Here is a 19711-nt window from a genome sequence, read left to right on the forward strand (position 1 = left end):
CGTTAGACGATTAACTTCTATTTCATGTATCCGTTGACACCGAAAGGCGAAGAATTGTGCTCCGTATTCTCATCTATCTTGCCTATCAGTCCGTCCTTGATGTGGATAATCTTATTGGTTTCGTTGGCAACCCCGCTCTCATGCGTCACTACAACGATCGTCATGCGCTCGTCTTCGTTGAGTTTTTTGAGCAATTCCATCACTTCTACGCTCGTTTTAGAGTCTAAAGCGCCGGTCGGCTCATCGGCTAAAATAATCTGAGGGCGCGTTATCAATGCCCGTGCAATGGCCACGCGCTGCTTTTGTCCGCCCGACATTTCGTTGGGATAATGCTCTGCCCATTGCGCTAAACCGAGCTTATCGAGGTAATCCATCGCCAACTGATGGCGCTTGCGACGCCCAACTCCCTGATAAAAAAGGGGCAACTCCACATTCTCTACCGCCGTTTTGAAGCCGATAAGATTAAAACTTTGAAAGATAAAACCTATCATGCGATTGCGATATTCGGCCGCCCGCGTCTCGCTCAAATCCTTGATAAGCGTGCCACCCAACGTATATTCCCCGCTATCATAGTTGTCGAGAATGCCTAATATATTTAATAAGGTGGACTTACCCGAACCGGACGCTCCCATGATAGATACAAACTCACCCTCATCTATATCGAGGTTAATGCCTTTAAGCACATGCAGCGGCTGCGCTCCGAAGTAGGTTTTGTTGATATCCTTTAAGTGTATCATTCGCAAAGTTTTGTATGTTAGACGGGGAATACCGCAGGAAAGTTGCAGATAAACCCATAAAATAATAAGAAAAAACCATACATCTATCTCCGTTATTCGCTATTCCTTAGTTCTCTATCCCTATATTGTACGTGGCGCTTATGTTGTTCTTTCTATCCTTAAAATACGGTCGCAATAGTCTACCACGGCCGGTCTGTGGGTAATAAACAAGATGGTTTTGTCGTGATTTTCCAAGATATTTCGGAGCAATTGCCGCTCCGTATCGGGATCGAGAGCACTGGTCGCCTCGTCGAAGAGCATGATACTACGGTCGCGAAGCAATGCTCTTGCGATGCTGATTCGCTGTGCTTGGCCCTCACTTAGTCCACCTCCCGACTCCGAACATACGGTATCGAGCCCGTCGGGCAGGCTGTAAACAAAATCGGCACATGCCTTTTCAAGCGCCATTTCTATTTCTTCGGGCGTTGCATTGAGCTTGCCGAGCCGTAAGTTGTCGCGTATGGTGCCGCTCATCAGCGTATTTCCCTGCGGTACATATACGAAGTTGCATCGTAAGAGCGACGATAACTCCCTGCTTTCGTGGTCGTTATATATCTCGACCTGCCCCTCTTGCGGCCGCAGAAGGGCAAGGATCAAGCGCACCAGCGTAGTTTTACCCGAACCGGTTTCACCAAGTATCGCCGTACAAGAGCCGGGTGTGAAGTCGAAACTCAAGTGCTCGATCACATTACCATCCGTTTCGTCGTAGGCATACGATACATCTTTCAACCTTATACCGCACGGCGGAGCCAGTTCAATGGGCTCTCCCTGCTCTTCAAGCGGGTTTTCTTCGAGTTCCATAAGGCGTTCTGCCGCCGTAAAAACACCTACAAAAGCGGGCACGAGCTTAGCTAAATTGCGGGCAGGCGACTGTATTCGGCCTACTAACTGTAGGAAAGCGGTCATACCACCGAACGAAAGAGTATGCGAAGACATGCGTAATGCCGCCCACAGAAAGGCGATGAGATAGCCCAACACGAAACCGAAATTAAGGATAAGATTAGAAAATACGCTGAACACAGTGCGTTTTACTACGTTTTGACGCAACTCGTTCTGCGTGTTTTCCAAGCGTCCGACCATAATGTCATCGCTTTCGAGCGTCTTTATAAGCATGCGGTTCTGTATGGTTTCCTGCAATACACTCTGCACTTTCGAGTCGGAATCGCGCACTTTACGCGTCAACCGTCGCATTTGTCCCACATATATTTTGCTGACAGACACAAATACGGGGATGATAGCCACGGTAACGAACGCCAACACTTTGTCCATAGAGAACAGATAGAAGAACGCTCCGAAGAACAGAGCCAGCACGCTGAGCGTGTTTGGAACGGTTTCTGTCAGGAAATTTACCACCGTGTTCACGTCGAACTCCAAGCGATTAAGCACATCACCCGAATGGTGTAACTCCTGTCCGTGCCACTCCGAGCGCAGCAAACGGTCGAGCATGCGCTGCTGCATGCGGTTCTGGGCGCGGATACCAAGAATGTTTCGTATCCACACAGATGATATGCTGAGCGCGAAATCGCACAGATAAAACATGCCGATTACGCCAACCGACCAATATATAGAGCCCTCGACGGTACCCGAGGCAATATCGATAGCACGCTTCACCGCCCACACTTGCCCCAACGAAACCACCACCTGCAGCACACCTACAGTGGCATTGAGCACGGCTTGCAGGCGATTTCCGCGCCACGAAACCCACAACCATTTCAGAATTACCTTGGCCTTATACTTCGATGGCGGTATTTTCAGCAAATTTCTCAAGTGCATTCTATTCTCTCGTATCGGCTCCCCACATCATCTTTTCGCGCAATGTGGAGAAGTATCTTTGGTTAAGTCGCTTAATTATATTGACCTCGTAAGGGGCACGGCGAATGGTTACTTTCGTGCCTTCGAGCAACTTCTCCGACCGTCCGTCGATGGCTGCGAGGAAGTTATGCGAACGGGCTTCCACCGTTAGAGTAATCACCGACTTGTCGTTGATGACGATCGGACGGATGTTAAGACTATGGGGCGCCACCGGCGTAAGGCACAGAATGCCAGACTGGGGCACCATGATAGGCCCGCCGTTCGACAATCCGTAAGCGGTACTTCCCGTGGGTGTAGACACAATAAGACCGTCTGCCTGATAAGTAACCAGATATTCGTCGTCGATACACACGCGGATGGAAATCATCGAAGCGTTATCCCGTTTGAGCACGGCAATATCGTTGAGTGCGTAAGGACACCCTTCTATGGGCTCTCCCTCGGCCTCTATCCGGATAACGCTATGCTTCTCTATTTGGAATTGTCCTTTGAAAATGCCGTCGATGGCACCCTCTATTTCGCTGGGAAGTACATCGGCAAGGAAGCCCAGACGCCCCATATTGATGCCGAGAATGGGCGTTCCTTTGGCCCCGACACGGCTTGCTGCCCGCAGAAAAGTGCCGTCTCCGCCCAACGAAACGACATAATCCACATCGAAGTTATAGCCTTCGAACACACCGGAAGCCTTCACTTCCACGCCTTGCACATTGGAAAGATAGTCGTAAAACGGACGGTCGATGTAGATTTCTCCTCCCTTTTCGGTCAACAGAGAGAATATCTTCTGCACCGAAACGGATTTCTTAGACTGATATTCGTTGCCGAAAATGGCGAACTTTAGCTTTCGTGATACCATAATACCATATATTATATAGTTGCAAAGATACTATTTAATTGCGAAAATGGCAGTATATTGAAAAGATTAATTATCTTTGCAAATAGACAAAACAATTATACTATGGCTAAAGTTTATGAATTTCTTGCCAACGGCTTCGAGGAAATAGAAGGATTGGCACCGGTGGATATCCTCCGCAGAGGGGGCATAGAGATAAAGACGGTGAGCGTTACAGGCTCCGAATTTGTAGAAACTTCGCACCACGTAACGATAAAAGCCGACCTGAAGTTCGAAGACATAAGCAACTTCGACGATGCAGACATGCTGCTTCTACCGGGCGGAATGCCCGGCGCTACCAACCTTTTGGCGCACGAAGGCGTGTGCCGTGCGCTTCGTGAACAGAACAACAAAGGCAAACGCATAGGCGCTATATGTGCCGCACCTATGGTTCTGGGGAGCTTAGGACTATTGCACGGGCGTAAAGCAACATGCTATCCGGGCTTCGAAAAGTACATGAAAGGGGCGGAATACACGCACGATCTCTTCACTACAGACGGCAATATCATCACCGGAGAAGGCCCTGCAGCAACGTTACCTTATGCATATAAGGTCCTTTCATTCTTTGTTGATGAGGACAAGGTGCGCCAATTGCAACACGACATGATGTACCTGCATCTGACAGGTGAAGAATAAGCCGCACACAGATATACCATCTAAGAGGCTTAAATAGGCATTCTAAGGCGCTTAGATAACCTGTCTGTCTGGGGCAGTTGACATCTGTTTCATATCCAACCATTTATAATTCATGGATTACGTCATCATCGTGGCCGGCGGAAAAGGCCTGCGCATGGGCGGAGAAACGCCCAAACAATTCCTCTGCATCGGCGGAAAACCGATACTGATGCGCACTATCGAGCGTTTCAGAGCCTACAGCGACAAGTTGAACATCATCTTGGTATTGCCGCCGTCGCAGCAAGATTATTGGCGCAGACTGTGCCGAGAATACGGTTTCGCCATCGAACACGCGATTGCAGACGGCGGAGACACGCGCTTCGAATCGTCGAAAAACGGGCTTTCCCTCATCCCCGACGACGAGGAAGGTGTGGTGGGTATTCACGACGGAGTGAGGCCCTTTGTCAATCAAAGCGTCATCTGCGACTGTTACGAGACGGCAAGAGACGAGTATGCTGCCATTCCTGTGCTGCCCGTAACCGATACCTTGCGTTACATAGACGCACGCGGAGGGGGCAAAAACGTACTGCGCAACGATTATAGGATTGTACAAACGCCCCAGACTTTCGACATTCAACTGCTCAAACGTGCCTATCTACAGCCCTTCCGTGAGTCGTTTACCGACGATGCCTCGGTAGTGGAAGCCCTCGGTTGCCAAGTAGCAATGGTGGAAGGCAACCGCGAAAACATAAAAATAACTACGCCTTTCGACATGAAAATCGCCGAAGCGATGGGCTGACCTCTCTCCTCTTTTTCCGAAAAAAAGTAAATATATAGGCAAAGTATGGAGAAGCAACGCTGCCAAGAGTACTTCCTACTTTATTTAAACGGGGCAAAAATCGTAATAGATTAAAAAGCATATTACGCATTATTATAATATAATAAGAAAACGACAAGCAACAATACTCTCCTTTTTCGGAGGGATTGGGAGAAGTTTCAATTATGCTCAACATTCTCGACCAAGACATACAATACCTTCAGGGCGTGGGCCCGAAACGGCAGGCGATATTGAACAAGGAGCTCGATATCCACACTTGGCGCGACTTGTTGGAGTATTATCCTTATAAATATGTGGATCGTAGCAAGGTTTACCGCATTGCCGATCTTACGGGGGATATGCCTTTCGTGCAGATAAAAGGGTGTATATTGAGCTTTGAAGAATATGCCGTGAGTGCACGCAAGAAGCGCATAGTAGCCCATTTCAGCGATGGTACGGGCGTTTGCGACCTCGTTTGGTTTCAAGGCACGCAGTATGTATATAAGAATTATAAGGTGGGCGAAGAGTATATCGTATTCGGAAAGCCCGGCATTTATAACGGCAGATACCGGTTCGCCCATCCGGACATCGACCGTACAACCGAGATACAACTCTCCTCGATGGGCATGCAGCCCTATTACATGACCACTGAAAAGATGAAAAAGGGGGGACTTCAGTCGCGTGGCATAGAGAAACTCACCAAGACCTTGGTAGAGAAACTTACGCCAGATGTTCTGCCCGAAACGCTTCCACCCTTCATCACAGGGCCTCATCATCTTGTTTCGCGGTTCGAAGCTCTGCGAGGTATCCATTATCCCAAGAACCTCGACGAGATGCAGCGGGCACAGGTACGGCTGAAATTCGAAGAACTTTTTTATGTTCAGCTCAACATATTGCGCTACGCGAACGACCGACGACGCAAATACCGTGGCTATGTATTCGGCCGTGTTGGTATGCAATTTAACGATTTCTTCCATAACCATCTGCCTTTTGCACTGACAAATGCACAGAAACGCGTAATGCATGAGATACGCGCCGATATGGGTTCGGGACGACAGATGAACCGTTTGTTGCAGGGAGATGTCGGTTCGGGCAAGACACTCGTGGCGCTTATGTCGATGCTCATTGCCATCGACAACGGCTTTCAGGCATGTATCATGGCGCCGACCGAAATACTTGCCGAACAACATCTGGCTACCTTGCGGGCTTTCCTCGGTACTATGAGCATACGAGTGGAACTGCTTACGGGCATCGTGAAAGGAAAGAAGCGCCGGCATATACTCGATGCGCTGGCCGCAGGAGAGGTGGATATATTGGTAGGAACGCATGCCGTTATCGAAGAAAACGTGCAATTCGCGCGGTTGGGATTAGCTGTAGTCGACGAACAACACCGCTTCGGCGTGGAACAACGTGCCAAATTGTGGGCGAAAAGCAAGAACCCGCCCCACATATTGGTAATGACCGCCACCCCCATACCGCGCACCTTGGCCATGACGATCTACGGAGATCTCGACGTAAGCGTGATAGACGAGTTGCCTCCCGGGCGCAAACCGATACAGACAATTCATAAGCTCGACACTCAAATGACGAGCCTCTATCAGGGCATCAGACAGCAGATAGAACAGGGAAGACAGGTGTATATCGTGTTTCCGCTTATCAAAGAAAGCGAAAAAATAGACTTGAAAAACCTTGAAGACGGCTTTGAAACGCTGAAAGAAGCATTCCCTAATTACCGTATGAGTAAGGTGCACGGGCAAATGAAACCGGCAGAAAAGGAGACGGAGATGCAACGCTTCGTCAACGGGGAGACGCAAATACTGGTTTCGACTACGGTGATAGAAGTAGGAGTCAACGTGCCTAACGCCTCCGTGATGGTTATTCTCGATGCGCAGAGGTTCGGGCTGTCGCAGCTGCATCAGCTTCGGGGGCGCGTAGGTCGTGGTGCCGACCAGAGTTATTGTATCCTCGTGACCACTTACAAGCTAACAGAAGAAACACAAAAGCGTATAGATATCATGTGCGAAACCAACGACGGCTTCCGCATTTCGGAGGCTGATCTGAAATTACGTGGGCCGGGCGACCTCGAAGGAACGCAACAGAGCGGCGTTGCATTCGACCTCAAAATCGCCAATATAGCACGTGACGGACAGATAATCCAACTGGCTCGCGACGAAGCACAGAAGATCATCGACAACGATCCGCTATGTGAAAAGCCGGAATATACCTTGCTTTGGAGCCGTCTGCGCAACTTGCGTAAGACGAATATCAACTGGGCAGCCATCAGTTGACGTATATATATCATGAATATCTTCACTATTTACAGTCGAAAATTCGTTAATTTATCTTTATTGTACTATTTATAAAAATGTGGCAGATCGCCTATAAAACCGCCATATAAAAATAAAAGAACAGAAATAAGCAATGTGTTAAACAGCCGATAAAAACTGTTAATAGCGTAACATTTCTACATTTTTTTCGTTATCTTTGCGAAGTCTTTATGAAAAATCGATGGATTCTTGTATCATTCAACGATTCTTTCAGAAGGAATAAAAATACTTATTTCCACAGAGACCTAAACCTAAAATGACAATGAATTTGAAGAAAATATTTAAGACATTTGTATTATCTGTTTCTTTTGTTTTAGCCTCACAGCCAATGACGGCGCAGGACCTATTGGCGCGACAAGCCCCTGTAGACCGCAAAATGAAGGCAGTTGATACACTTGTATTGAAGAAGATAATCGAACGTGAGAATAACATATCGCCGGCAGCCGACCTTTATGATGGCTGGGACAATAAGTATGCACATCGTGCAACGGCACTTCCAGACTCCTTCAAGATAAACCTACGCCACTTCTGTATGCCAACTCCCAGCCGTGTAATTACAAGTAATTTCGGTCATCGTTGGGGGCGTCAGCACAAAGGGCTCGATATAAAGGTCTACATTGGTGATTCTATCCGTGCCGCCTTTAGCGGTAAAGTCCGAATTGTGCGCTATGAAGGCGGCGGATACGGCAAATACATTGTGATACGTCACCCGAATGGGCTCGAAACAATATATGGACATCTGTCCAAGCAATTAGTTGAAGAGAACCAAGAAGTCCGTGCAGGAGAGGTAATTGGCCTTGGTGGCAACACCGGACGGAGCACTGGCTCGCATTTACACTTCGAAACACGCCTTTGTGGCGTAGCTCTAAACCCGGCATTAATGTTCGATTTCCGTGCTCAAGACGTAACCGGCGACTATTACATATTCAATAAACGTACTTATGATCGTGAGTCTGCCGAAGCTACCCGTATACGCGGAAAGATCGACAACGGCAGTTATAGTCGGGAAGAAGTAAAAGGCGAGTTCGCCAAGAATGACAGCAAGGGCACGAACGATGATGGAGAACGTCTCTATCACAAGGTTTCTGCAGGAGATACACTGACATCTATAGCCCAAAAGAGAGGCGTAACTGTAGAAACACTTTGCAAACTCAACCATATTACAAAGACCATGCGTGTACGTCCGGGACAAATCTTAAGGTACTCATAACAGCAACAGTACTTAGATAAACAATACAAATATGCCTGCAGAAATACCCATCTATTAGGTATAAGTCATATACCTAATAGAGGTAGTTTATATGGCTGTCTATTTTAAATTATTTCTTTTTTCCTCTCAAAATGGCTAAAGGAGACCGCCACCCCGTATGTTAAACTTACTTCCATGAGTCACTCCTCTTCGTTGGAAGGACTGGAGGAAGTCTTTCTTCAGTAGCGCTCTATCAGTACGGTGGCGTATGCAGCCATGCCTTCTTCACGCCCTACGAAACCCATGTATTCTGAAGTAGTGGCCTTGATGGATATATTATCTTCATCGGTACCTATGATTTCGGCCATGCACTTACGCATATCGGGAATATAGGGATTAATTTTAGGGTGCTCGGCGCATACGGTTGCATCTATATTTCCTAACCGATAGCCCTTAGTGGCAATCAGTTCGATTGTCTTCCGCAGGATAACTTTACTGTCTATATCGAGTGTTTCGGCCGACGTATCGGGGAAGTGATAACCTATATCGCGCATGTTTGCCGCCCCTAAAAGAGCATCGCAAATAGCATGGATGAGCACATCAGCATCGCTGTGTCCCAATAAACCGAGCTCATGCTGTATCTTTATGCCGCCCAGCCACAGTGCCCGTCCGGGCACAAGGCGGTGAACATCGTAACCGAAACCGCATCTGAAAACCGGTTTTAGACTGTTTTGAAACGCGTTGGTTGTATTTAAAGCTGTCTTGTTTTCAACGTCTGTACCCATTTTTCGATTACAATCCATAGTTTAAATGCAAATAAGAATTAAAAAACAAATATCTTCCTCTTGGAGAAAGAGGGGAAAGCATATCGCCCGTTTCTAAGCAAAAAGGATGAAAGAGCCCCCTATCTCCGACGGAATAAATCCTTTATGCCGTCCATATCGAAAGTAAGTGTGAAACGTAGAGTCTGATCCAACGGGTTACTTTTGGCCGTTGCAATTACGTAACCTGCATCGAGTGAGAACACATTCATCCTAAAACCGGCGCCTACAGTGAAGTATTTACGGTTGCCTTTGTTCTCGCTTTCGTGATGATAACCGGCACGTAATGCGAATTGGTCGTGGTAAACATATTCGCCACCTATGCTCCATTGTATCTCTTGCAATTCTTCCTTGAAGCCGTTGGGGGCATCGCCGAAACTTTTAAAAATACCACTTATCGACGACACATCGTAATAATCTTTCTGTACACGCTCCTGATAAGCCTCGGTAGTTTCCCCTTCGTTCTGCTTAGGATAGGTAGGTACGAGCAGTTTATTGGCATCCGCCGCTATGGTAAGGCGGTTATATTCGTCGATAGGGATCATCAACGAGGCACCAAGACGCAGGTTGGTAGGGATGAATTCGCTGTTATTATCGCCGCCAAACGAAATTTTACTGCCGATATTCGATATGTTCATGCCCAATCCAAGCTGACATTCGCGGCTTCCGAGGTTCAGATAATTCTGATAGTAGAGCGAAATATCGGCGGCAAAAGCCGATCCGGGGGAGGTATCTCCCGAATAATCGTAGGTTAGATCGGAATATATCCAACGTACAGCGGCTGCAATAGACAGCTTTTCGCTTAACATAAGCGAGTAACCCACATCGAACGACATCTCATAAGGGTTGATGGTCATGGGGGCGGTGCCACCTGTTTTCGAATTAAGTTGTACTTCTCCGAGCGAGAAATAGCGCAACGAAGACGACACGGCACTATAATCGCCGATGCGATAATAGCCCGATAAATAGGCCACTCCCATATCGTTGACCAGCTGGCGCAGCCACGGAGTGTAATTGAGCGCTACGCCTGCACGACTAATAGCAAACGGATATTTAGCCGGATTCCAGTATTGCGAGGTTGCATCGGCATCGGTTGCCGCGCCTACATCACCCATACCGGCCGCACGGGCATCGGGGGCAATCATCTGAGAGGTAACGGAGTGGTGAACAGGATTGAATATGTCTTTCTTGTCTTGGGCCGACATATCGGCGGCGATGAGCGCGAAAAGGCATATCGCAAATATTCTCAAGATTTTATTCATTTGTCGTTTATTGTTTATTTATTCCGCTTGTTCGGCAATCGTTTTATTGCCGCTATGTAGCTAAAGAAACGTGCGAGATGATCTATTTATTGCCTGTAACGATGAGTTTCTTAGCTTTCGAGGCTTTAGAACTGCCGTCGGAAGCTATCCGAACCCTGTAAAGATATACGCCGGTTTGTAGACGCGTGCCACCGTCTACCGTCAAATTCCAGTCTACGGTGTAGGCTCCATTGGTGTTAACCCCACTCTCTGTATGCTTCCAAAGCAGCCTTCCGCTCATGTCGAACACATCTATTTCCACATCCATCATGCTGCCTGTGCGATCGTGATTGATAATAAATGTAGTCGAAGTGGATGCCGGATTATTAGTACAGCTCACGTTGAACAGCGACGGTTCCAACCCCTGCACTACGTTGAAGGTCAGTTCGGTCGTAGAACTATTATTGAGTATGTCCCATGCACGGAATTGCAAGCGGTGTACACCGGCTGCCAGTTCGGGAATAGAGTAGTATGTACTTCCCTTGGTATAAGAACCGAAGTCGTACGTAAAGTTCTCGTTGAGCGTGTAGGTTTTCGACATGTCGCCGTCGATAACCAACTGCAGGTCGTGCCCGATGCCGTTCCCCGTGGCATTGATACCGTCTTCATCGGTAATTTGTGCTACGAAATAGGGAGTCGTATTCACGTTCCCGCCGTTCATGAACGACGGTGAATTGAGGTAACAGTATATGGACGGACCTATAGAATCGTTGCCCTCGATACTGCTTCCGCCAACTATAAAGTTGTCGTTTTCGCCGTGTGCCTTCAACGTATTCTCGTTGTTTACGGCATATACGTTAATTAAACCTCTGCCTTCGGTATAATCTATGTCTTTCGGAATGGCGAACGAAAAGGCGAATTTGCCTTGCTTTACGTTGTCGGAGCCTGTAAACAGCGTCTTCGTGCGGTCTTTGTAAGTAAACGCGGTAGTGGCTCCGTCGCGCGAAGTATTGTTAAGTTTGCAGGTTATCGTTTCCTCCTTGTCGCGCACAGTTACCGTTACGATGCCATCGAAATCCCCTGTCGCGCTCTCTATATGTCCCGTAACGGTGGCCGCACTTCCCGCTTTAAGGGTAGGAAGCGGTGTTCCTGAGCCGACCGACATGCCGTTGATAGAGTCGATAACGATATTCATGGTAGGACGGTTCAGGGCAATTGCCGGATCTCCGAGCAGCGAATATTGCAGTTTGTTGGTAGTAAGATCTTTTCCGGTTGTTATCATTTCGTTCTTTGCAAGGCGCTGCGCTTCGCCCAAGGTGATAGATTTATCACCCGAAAGACCAAGTACATATTTCAGATAAGCTATGTTGATGCGTTTGTTGTAGCTGGCATATACCGTGCGCGTGGTGCCGAAGAAAGCCACCGCTCCGCCCTTTTTGTTGAGCATGGCCGCCTCGCCTATCGTAGGTGCAGAGCCATCGAATGGCATTATATCGCACGAAGCCGTGATCCAGAGCGGCAAGTTAGCGTTGGTAAAGCTCGAAAAATCGCCGATACGCAGTACCGATTCGTGAGATATCTGCGTTTCCGAGCCATGTCCGGCATAATCCATAATCAAGGCGCCTGCCGCCTGTTGCTGTTTTATAAGGCGCGTTACCTCCGGATAAGTGTTGCCTGTAGAAGATGTTTCTCGTATGTACGAGTCCCACATCACTTTCTTGATGAGGTATCCGGGATACCATCCGGCAACACTGTCCGCTGCCTCATTGGCGTCTGTCATGTGCAGGTTTTGGTTTCCGTCGTCGCCCATAAACATGATAGTGTTCTGCCATGCGCCTGCATTTTTATTGGTTACGTAGCCGATGGTCTTATCTACGAGCGTCTTGGCATCCTCTTCCGTCGTTACCGGAAAGCGCCCCACGGCCATGTCGAGCTTATCTCTGCTTTGCGGATTACCGCCTTCTCCATCGTCTAAAAGGCAGAAGTAGCCGTCGTCTACATAACAGGTAATCTTGTTAAACGAGTCTTCGCTCTCGTAACACAGCAGGTAATCGTCTTTCACAGCGCCCTGCAAATCGCTTGTAAGCATACGGTTGTCCCACGAACAGTCGCCGAACAGCAGCAGATATTTGGGCATATCGGCTTCGTTTTCGCCCCTATCGTAGAGCATTTTCAGATATCTGCGGTAAGCATTTGCATCAGGTGTGCCGCCTGCAAACTCGTTGATAAGTTCGTCGGAGGGCACTATACGCACGCGCATACCATCATGTTGCTCATGAAATTCTTTAAGACGTTTGGCCTGTGCGAGCAGTTTTTGCGAGGTAGGAATAATGATTATCATATCTGCAGCCCCGTGTGCGTGCAGGTCTTGATTGGTGATGTTGTACACATATTCGGCTGCCGGAAACGACGAGGTGGCAAGATAAGGCGCCCGGCGGGGGGTGTCGAAAGCCAAAGAAATATAATCTAACCGCACCGGACCGCCCGACGTGGCGGTTATCTTTACCTCATTGGTAAGTTGCAGCTTATCTATAACGGCGGTAACCACACGTTCTTTGCCCATATCATACGATTCGTACGAGTACGGATCGTTGTTCCATACGAACGAGACGGTACCTATAGGCTTGCCATTGAACTCTACAGAGGCCGCAGAATTACTGCCTGCCGTAATTGCAACGGCCACTTTACCCTGTTGTTCGCTCGGTGCGTCGATCTTGAATGTATATGAAGAGCCGGTATTTATAGGGATATTTTCGAATAGATTGCGACCTCCGTGGTACCAAGCGTAGTTGTCGACCTCGTGGAGCGAATGATAATCGTCGTTAGAGGGATAGAACGAAGCCAGAAAAGCGGCGGAGTCTACCGTTAGAGGAGCTTCATTGCTTTGCGTAATGAAATAATAAGCGCGGTCTGAATATGGGTTTCGTGTGCGTTGCATGGCCGTTTTACTGTCCCAGCTTACCGTTCCACGGGCATAAAACAGCCGTTTGCCGTTCACGGTGCATGTGGGTACTTCTTTCAGATCGTCGGTTGCCGTCAACATATCGCCTGTTAAGGTTTCGTTCTGCAACGTTCCACCGTAGCCGTACAGCTTTACTTTGCTCATATCCGTAAAGCCTGCACGGCGTATTACGGCATTCGTAAGCTCGAAAACGCCCGATGCGGGTACGCTGATTTTGGCCCACGTGCCCGTTGAGAGTACGGAATGGGCGGCATAACGCGTACTGCCAGCGCTGCCGGCACGCGTTCTGGCAAGTCTGACCGAACGCTTTAGCGGCTTTGCCTCTACCGAAAGCATGAAACTGACGAGGATCTGATACTTCTTATTGCGATAGACAAGCGGGCAAAACGATACGTCGAGCGATGCTTTCTTGCGTTCGAAAGTCAAACGTTGCACCACTTCGGGCATGGCAGGCAGCGGCTTTCCCGAGATTGCCTTGTAGCGGTCGATGTCACTCACAGGCATATCGATATATTCAGGATATACTATCGTAACGGTATAAAGGGAATCCTGATAGTTTCCTTCGAGCGGAAAAGAGTAGCCGAAAGCGGGCAATACGGAGTCTATCTTAACCTCATCGGCGGTTAAGTTGAAGAATTTCTGTGCGTTGGCCGTGGTTGCCGTAGCAAACAGAAAAGCGACAAGAAGTACATATTTCAGCGTTGTGTGCATGTAAAATACTTGTTATGTAACAAACGTGCAACCCCTTTTTCTGCATAATACGGTGGCATGCGGTCGGTTATTTGCAATTGAATTCGAGCACGCGACGGTCTTCCAAGTAACCTTCAAAGTAGTCGTCGATGCTCACGGGGCCTACTCCGGCAGGCGTTCCGGTATAGAGCAGGTCGCCTGTTTTCAGCGTAAAGTAGCGGCTGATATAAGCGATCAGCTCGTCGACCTTGAAGAGCATATCGCCCGTATAGCCCTCTTGTACCGTGTGCCCGTTGATATCGAGGTGGAAACGCAGTGCCTGTATGTTGCGAAACTTCTCTATCGGCACCCACTCGCCAATGGCTGCAGCGCCGTCGAAGCCTTTACATAATTCCCACGGGCGGCCCTCGCGGCGCAACTGCTGTTGCAACTCACGGGCGGTAAAGTCTATGCCTACCGTCACGGCATCGTAATATCGGTGGGCAAAACGCTCGGGAATAGTCTTTCCGAGACGACATATACGAACGACAAGTTCAGCTTCATACTCGATTATTCCTAAGTGATCGGGAATGAAGAAGGGCTTCCTGTCCTTAAGCAACGCCGAATCGGCCTTGGTAAATATCACGGGCGTTTCCGGTTTATATAACGCTCCGTCGAGTTCTTTATTGTGTAAGGCATAGTTCATGCCGATGGCAAATATCTTCATAACATCTGCAAAGATACAATAAGATTTTAATGTGCCGTTGGGTTCTGCCGTAAAAAACGCATACAAATGTACCTTTTATTCGTGATAAAGGCACTATGTATCGGCCTTAGATAGTGCGTGTGTAACCGCTATATTGCCCATCTACCGCCGCTGTTTGCAAAGGGCAAAAGCCTGTTACCGCGCACGTAATGTTAAAAACGATAATTTATGTTAAACAAGATAAGGGGATAAAAGTAATTTTGTTTTCTTTGTCACGAAAAATTATACGGTAATGTATCTTCTATAACAGTATGGTATAAACCTGTTGGCTGTTAAAATCTAAACAACTAAACTAAGGAGCTATAAAAGGAAGACATGTTTTCCGTGCAATTGAGTTGTATATAATACCAATACATGCTAAGCGAGATAATCAGATAATAAAAACATTAAACCTTAACTATTTTTTCAAATGAAAGTTACTCAGACTATGTTATGTCTTGCTTTCTCCGGTTTGCTGTTGCAACTGTCAGGTTGCGGTAGCGATGAGACAGCAGGGAAAGACTATGATCCTACGAGACCTATTGAGTTGACGACTTTCTATCCTGATTCAGGTAAGTTTCAGGAGAAAGTCATCCTACAGGGCGGAAACTTTGGAACTGATTTGTCAAAGATCAGCGTGTATTTCAATCATCGAAAGGCGGCGCTTATAGGTTCTACCGGCGACCAGCTGTACGTGCAAGCGCCACGCTTACCGGGCGATACGTGTAATATCTCTGTGGTTATCGGTAACGATTCTGCGGTATATCAAAAACACTTTATTTATCATCAATCGGTAACGGTAAGTACCGTGGTGGGCAATGGTGTGCTCGACAAGATTGTACCGGGGCCTCTAAGCAGCGCGTCTCTGCATCCAATGTATCTGTGTGTAGATGATGACGGCAATATTTTTGTGGTGAGCAGAGGACAAGGCAAGGGTGATGAACGTTCAGCCATTCTGCGTATAGACGAAGAAGCGGGCGAACTCATCATGTTGAAAGATGATATGGTGGGCAATGTGCCCTGTGTAAACAACACAACCGGTATTGTTACCATTCCTACAGAAACGACAATAGGTTCATATCTCTCGCTCGATCCGCTGGAAATGTGGGGACTTCGCATTCGAGAAATGATATGGCCCGCTGGTTATCAGGTACCCTCGGAAGGTTTTAAGCATTGTATGGTGGTAAATCCTTCCGATGGTTACATTTATACCCGTTACTTCTATGGCGACATCATCAAAATAAATCCTCGCACATACGAGGTTACGCCTGTGTATAAAACGCAAGAAGGCGATAGTTATGGGCTAACATTCAACCCGTTGCATCCGAATATACTCTACATGTCTTTCCGTGAGAATGCAGGTACAATGGCTAATAGTATATGTTCCATCGATGTAACCGATCCAGAAAATACATACAGACGCCTCTCGAGCAGTAACATTTCGGGCGGCCATCGTGACGGTAAATTAGAGAAAGCGCAGTTCCATAACCCCACACAAATATACTGCGATGCCGACGGCAATATCTATGTGGCCGATCGTAATAACCATTGCATTCGCCGAATTTCGCCGGATGATATGGTGGAGACTGTACTCGGAATGCCGGAAACAAAAGGTTGGAAAGACGGTGCAAAGAGCGAAGCGCTCTTCAATGAGCCTACAGGAATAGGCATAGGTAAGGATGGCGCCGTATATGTAGCCGATTGGGGAAACGGACGTGTTAGAAAACTTACAATCAATTAACCTTAATTCAATTACATTCATGAGACATTCCATTCTATTAATATTGTCGTTCTTGATGCTGACTTCGGGACATGTTCGGGCGCAAGAGGCTCAAAAAAAGACGGAATATACCGTATCCGGAACCGTTACGGATGGAGAAGAACCCTTGACAGGAGTACTTATAAGTATTTTAGACAAACCGGGAGGAGGCGCCGTTACCGATATAGACGGCAAGTTCGAAATAAAAGCAGAACAGGGAGACAAACTGATTTTCTCATACGTAGGCTTTCAGAAGCAACAGTATGTGGTAATGGGAAACAAATCGGACTTGGCTATCAAACTTGTTAGCGACAATAAAATAGACGAGGTGGTTGTTACGGGATTGGGAACGCAACGCAAAATATCCACCTTATCTGCAGTAACTACCATAGATACCAAGGATTTGCAGCGCCCCACCACATCGGTAAGTAATCTGCTGGGCGGTCGTGTTGCGGGTGTTATCACTTCGCTTGCGAGCGGCGAACCCGGCAAAAATATCTCCGATTTCTGGATACGTGGTATCGGTACTTTCGGTGCGAATGCTTCGGCTTTGGTACTTATCGACGGGCTCGAAGGCAATATCAATGACATAGATCCTGCCGATATCGAGAGTTTCTCGGTGTTGAAAGACGCTTCGGCTACCGCCGTATATGGTGTGCGTGGTGCCAACGGCGTTGTACTTATCAATACCAAACACGGTGTGGCCGATAAAATACAGATTACAGGTCGCGCATCCGTAACGCTCAACCGCTTGCGCCGCATGCCTGATTATGTAGGCTCTTACGACTATGCAAACTTGGTAAACGAGGCATTGGAAGTGCGAGGTGAAACGCCGCTCTATAATAATGTTTCCTTAGATATTATCAAAAATCATCTTGATACAGATATCTATCCTGATGTGAACTGGCAAGATGAGGTAGTTAAGAAAACTTCTTGGAATAAGAATTTCTATGTAAGTGCCCGAGGAGGTGCCAATGTTGCCCAGTATTTCATTAGCTTGGGAGCCAACTTGGAGGATGCTGCATACAAGGTGGATAAAAGCAGTCCCTATGCTTCTAACGTAGGTTATAACCGTTATACATATCGTACGAACCTTGATTTGAAGCTCACTCCTACAACTAAATTATATTTCGGAACGGATGGAACACTTACTGTAAATAATAATCCGGGTATATCGAACACCGATTATATTTGGGCAGCGCAGTCTTATCTTACACCGCTTCGCCTGCCTACAGTTTATTCCAACGGACAGTATCCTGCTGTGGGAGCAAATGCAGGAACTTCTCCTTACGTGGCCATTAACCGCATGGGAAGGCGTTCTTCACAACAGTTTGACGGTAAAGTTACCTTGGCTATCGATCAAAATCTTGGCTTTATAACCAAAGGTTTGTCGATAAGAGCGCAGGGAGCTTATGATATCAGCAGCTATTACTCGGAGTCCCGACTTATTCAGCCGGCATTGTATCAGGCAGTCGGGCGCGATACCAAAGGCGATTTGGTGACCATTCTGCGTGTGGCAAGTCAAAATGCATCGTTCGGTAAATATACGAACCAGTATCGCAAGTATCACTTTGAGAGCACGTTAAATTATGAGCGCGTGTTCGGACAGGACCATCGTGTATCGGGTTTACTTTATTATTATATGAGTGATTCCAAGAATGCCCAAGATGCTACTTCTAACATGTCATCCATTCCTTACCGTTACCAAGGTATATCAAGTAGGCTTACCTACGGTTATCAGGATACCTATATGGTTGATGTGAATTTCGGTTATACGGGTTCTGAGAACTTCCAACCCGGGCATCGTTTCGGCTTCTTTCCGTCGTTGGCTGTAGGCTGGATTCCTACTAATTATAAGTTTGTAAAGAAAGCTTTGCCTTTCCTTGATTTCTTAAAGCTGCGTGCATCCTATGGTACGGTGGGTAATGATCAGATAACAAACAAGCGTTTTCCATATCTTACAGTTGTACAACGTCTTAATAATATCCCGTTCGGATCGGCTCAAGTAGAGACCATACAGGAGAGTTACATCGGTGCAGATAATCTCGTATGGGAAAAGGCAAAGAAGTTTGATTTGGGTATTGAAGGACGATTGTTTAAGGAGCAACTTGAGTTTGTTGTAGACTTTTTCCACGATACACGCGATAACATTTTCCAACAACGCTACCAGATACCTATGTATGTAGGACTTGTCTCGAACCCTTTCAGCAACGTAGGAAAGATGACAAGTTTTGGTGCTGATGGCAACATTAGTTATAAGCACCGTATCAATAATAATATGGACTTTACGTTGCGCGGTAACTTCACTTATGCGAAGAATGATGTGAAACACTGGGAAGAGAATGCTCCAAGGTATCCATATCAGGAGGTTTCGGGCTATCCCTATGGCGTACAACGCGGATTGAAAGCGATCGGGCTCTTTAAGGATAAAAAAGATATCGAGACAAGTCCCGTACAAACTTTCGGTAGTTATGAGCCCGGTGACATCAAATACCGCGATGTGAATGGTGATGGACTGATTAATTCTGATGATATGGTGCCTTTGGATTATAGCAGTACACCGTTGCTGATGTACGGGTTCGGTGGTGAATTCAGGTATAAAAACTTTACTGTGGGTATATTGTTCAAAGGTAGAGGCAAGACAACTGTTGATTTGAACGGTTACGGTTATATTCCGTTCTATGGACAGGAGTATGGTAATGTGCTCACGCAAGTGGCTGATCCGGCAAACAGATGGATACCGATGGACTATGCTTTGGCTCATGGAATTGATCCGAGTTTGGCAGAGAACCCGAATGCGAAGTATCCTAAACTTACTTACGGAAGGAGTGCCAACAACACACAAACCTCTGATTTCTGGCATGCCAATGCATGGTATCTGCGTTTACAGGAAGTAACTTTGAATTATACATTACGCACAAACTTCTTACGCAAGATCGGAGTATCGGGAATAGACTTCCAGCTTATCGGCGAGAATTTATTGATATGGGATGATATCAAGATATTTGATCCAGAACAGGCAGGCAAAAGAGGAAACGTATACCCCATTCCTTCTACGTATACATTGCAATTGTATATCCATTTCTAATACA

At 47.1% G+C, this 19711-nt stretch carries 13 protein-coding genes; 6 read left to right on the forward strand and 7 right to left on the reverse strand.

Going from position 1 to position 19711, the window contains the following annotated elements; translation table 11 throughout:
- Positions 1-17: 17 nt before the first annotated feature.
- From BN3912_RS01270 to BN3912_RS01280, 3 genes are all read right to left on the reverse strand, one after another.
- On the reverse strand, positions 18-737 hold the full coding sequence (locus tag BN3912_RS01270) for an ABC transporter ATP-binding protein (protein WP_023983803.1): 720 nt from the start codon (positions 735-737) through the stop codon (positions 18-20).
- A 138-nt stretch (positions 738-875) separates the two neighbouring features.
- A complete protein-coding gene (locus tag BN3912_RS01275; protein WP_023983804.1) occupies positions 876-2549 on the reverse strand; it encodes an ABC transporter ATP-binding protein in 1674 nt (557 codons plus the stop codon).
- A 1-nt stretch (position 2550) separates the two neighbouring features.
- Positions 2551-3438, reverse strand: coding sequence for an NAD kinase (locus tag BN3912_RS01280; RefSeq protein ID WP_023983805.1), 888 nt, complete (start codon positions 3436-3438; stop codon positions 2551-2553).
- A 102-nt stretch (positions 3439-3540) separates the two neighbouring features.
- Here BN3912_RS01280 and BN3912_RS01285 point away from each other — a divergent pair, with 102 nt between their 5' ends.
- The 4 genes from BN3912_RS01285 (at position 3541) to BN3912_RS01300 (ending at position 8443) form a co-directional block, all read left to right on the forward strand.
- Positions 3541-4110, forward strand: a complete 570-nt coding sequence (locus BN3912_RS01285; RefSeq protein WP_023983806.1) for a DJ-1 family glyoxalase III — start codon at positions 3541-3543, stop codon at positions 4108-4110.
- Positions 4111-4222: 112 nt separating this feature from the next.
- A complete protein-coding gene (locus tag BN3912_RS01290; RefSeq protein ID WP_023983807.1) occupies positions 4223-4888 on the forward strand; it encodes a 2-C-methyl-D-erythritol 4-phosphate cytidylyltransferase in 666 nt (221 codons plus the stop codon).
- Between the two features lie 203 nt (positions 4889-5091).
- On the forward strand, positions 5092-7194 hold the full coding sequence (gene recG / locus BN3912_RS01295; protein ID WP_023983808.1) for an ATP-dependent DNA helicase RecG: 2103 nt from the start codon (positions 5092-5094) through the stop codon (positions 7192-7194).
- 301 nt (positions 7195-7495) lie between these two features.
- A complete protein-coding gene (locus tag BN3912_RS01300) occupies positions 7496-8443 on the forward strand; it encodes a peptidoglycan DD-metalloendopeptidase family protein (RefSeq protein ID WP_023983809.1) in 948 nt (315 codons plus the stop codon).
- Between the two features lie 218 nt (positions 8444-8661).
- Here BN3912_RS01300 and ispF read toward each other — a convergent pair whose 3' ends face one another.
- The 4 genes from ispF to BN3912_RS01320 form a co-directional block, all read right to left on the reverse strand.
- Positions 8662-9225, reverse strand: coding sequence for a 2-C-methyl-D-erythritol 2,4-cyclodiphosphate synthase (ispF, locus tag BN3912_RS01305; protein WP_023983810.1), 564 nt, complete (start codon positions 9223-9225; stop codon positions 8662-8664).
- Positions 9226-9326: 101 nt separating this feature from the next.
- On the reverse strand, positions 9327-10505 hold the full coding sequence (porV, locus tag BN3912_RS01310) for a type IX secretion system outer membrane channel protein PorV (protein ID WP_023983811.1): 1179 nt from the start codon (positions 10503-10505) through the stop codon (positions 9327-9329).
- Between the two features lie 82 nt (positions 10506-10587).
- Positions 10588-14157 carry a type IX secretion system sortase PorU gene (gene porU, locus BN3912_RS01315; protein WP_023983812.1) on the reverse strand — a complete coding sequence of 1190 codons (3570 nt, stop codon included), beginning with the start codon at positions 14155-14157 and terminating at the stop codon, positions 10588-10590.
- Between the two features lie 67 nt (positions 14158-14224).
- Entirely contained in the window at positions 14225-14842 is a 618-nt protein-coding gene (locus tag BN3912_RS01320; protein ID WP_036859466.1) for a fumarylacetoacetate hydrolase family protein, read from the reverse strand.
- 448 nt (positions 14843-15290) lie between these two features.
- On the opposite strand from BN3912_RS01320, the gene BN3912_RS01325 reads away from it, so the two are divergent.
- Together BN3912_RS01325 and BN3912_RS01330 are read left to right on the forward strand one after the other, a co-directional pair.
- Positions 15291-16601, forward strand: a complete 1311-nt coding sequence (locus BN3912_RS01325; protein ID WP_023983813.1) for an IPT/TIG domain-containing protein — start codon at positions 15291-15293, stop codon at positions 16599-16601.
- A gap of 55 nt (positions 16602-16656) precedes the next feature.
- The gene (locus BN3912_RS01330; RefSeq protein ID WP_036859289.1) at positions 16657-19707 is read left to right on the forward strand and encodes a SusC/RagA family TonB-linked outer membrane protein; all 3051 of its coding nucleotides are present in this window, start codon (positions 16657-16659) and stop codon (positions 19705-19707) included.
- Positions 19708-19711 lie beyond the last annotated feature (4 nt).

The sequence above is a fragment of the Prevotella phocaeensis genome (assembly GCF_900065875.1).
In the GTDB taxonomy this organism is placed as follows: domain Bacteria; phylum Bacteroidota; class Bacteroidia; order Bacteroidales; family Bacteroidaceae; genus Prevotella; species Prevotella phocaeensis.